Annotated in this window: 2 protein-coding genes and 1 pseudogene; all 3 read right to left on the bottom strand. The window is 64.0% G+C overall.

Annotated elements, in window-relative coordinates; translation table 11 throughout:
* Nucleotides 1–42 precede the first annotated feature (42 nt).
* On the bottom strand, nt 43–648 hold the full coding sequence (locus I73_RS29860; RefSeq protein WP_022982635.1) for a thermonuclease family protein: 606 nt from the start codon (nt 646–648) through the stop codon (nt 43–45).
* 9 nt (nt 649–657) lie between these two features.
* Nucleotides 658–1,017, bottom strand: coding sequence for a hypothetical protein (locus I73_RS22240; RefSeq protein ID WP_022982634.1), 360 nt, complete (start codon nt 1,015–1,017; stop codon nt 658–660).
* Between the two features lie 23 nt (nt 1,018–1,040).
* Nucleotides 1,041–1,223: pseudogene (locus tag I73_RS34255) on the bottom strand (hypothetical protein); the annotation flags it as partial.

The raw sequence follows: 1,223 nt of genomic DNA, 5'->3' as shown, positions 1-1,223 counted from the left end.
GGCAGCACATTAGGAGGCGGGAATACCCGTAAACGGGTGGCGTCAGTCTCCCGCGCCTGGGCATTGCTGTCTCTCCCAGCATGCTCGGCGCCACTCCCACGGCGGCACCGGCTGCTGCTGAGCCCACAGACCACGGCCGGCTTGGCGCGCGGCGTCTTCGTGGCTGTACGTCTCTGCGTTTCGCACATAACGCTTGTTCTGGCGGTACGCCATCGCCAGGCCCGCGTCGATCATCGCCATGTTCACGTCGATGCCGTCCACGAACACCCGGCACACGTAGCGCTCGCGCACCGAGCCGTCATCGCGCGTCCGCGCGTCGATGTCGTAGCAATCTGCCCGAGCCGGCTTGCCCAGCGTCATCGACTTCATCTGCTGCGTGGCCTTGGCCGAGTAGGGCTGTCCCGGCCGCCGCTGACCATGACCCGTCTCCGGCGCGTCGATGTCGGTCAACCGGATCACTCGCTTGAACCCGTCTGCATCCAGAACAATCAAGGTGTCCCCGTCGTCCACGTGGATGACCTTGCCCTCGATCTGCCCCGGCATCGGGATCGTCGGGCCGTCGCCGTGGCCAGCGGCCGAACTTTCGCCCGCGAAAGCGATGGCTGCGATCAGCGCGAGGCCAGGCAGGGAAGGGCGCTTGTTCCTCATTCCTGCCCTTCAGCTCACGCGCAGCGGCTGCAACACACGCTCGGTCAATTCCTCGATCTGGTTGATGGATGCCATGTAGTCGTCCACCCGGCGCTTCATGTCCAGCCAGTCGTTCTTCGTCTGCACCAGCACGTCCAGCTCGTCACCCTCGTACATGCCGCTCTTGATGCAGTCTTGGATGTCGATCAGCAGCAAGCCCATGTTGTTCAAGGCGTAGCGCAGCCGGTTCTTCTGCTGGCCGTCGAGTGCCGTGCGGCCGAAGCGCACGTTCTCCACGTCGCGCACGAACCCGTCAAAGTCCTTGCGGTGGTCTTCCAGCAGCGCGGCGAACGCGCCGAGAAGACGGAAGGGGCGATCTGTGTGTTTCATGGTGTTGTCCTCGTGGGGATGGTTCAGGTTTGGCAACGCGCCCCGTGGCCGCAGGTTCTGCACTTCGCGCCCCGGCTCTTACGGGGTGTCGCGCCGCCGCTGACCAGGGCGATGTATCTCTCGATCAATGCTTCGCAGAAGGCGTCATCCCGGAGATCCACCTTCATGGCCACACGCTTTCCATAGGCTCGGCTGTTTATCGCCAT

The sequence above is a fragment of the Ideonella sp. B508-1 genome, assembly GCF_000333615.1.
Lineage (GTDB): Bacteria > Pseudomonadota > Gammaproteobacteria > Burkholderiales > Burkholderiaceae_C > Ideonella.
Note: the sequence above shows the minus strand (reverse complement) of the source record. Positions and strands in the feature narration are given on the sequence as shown.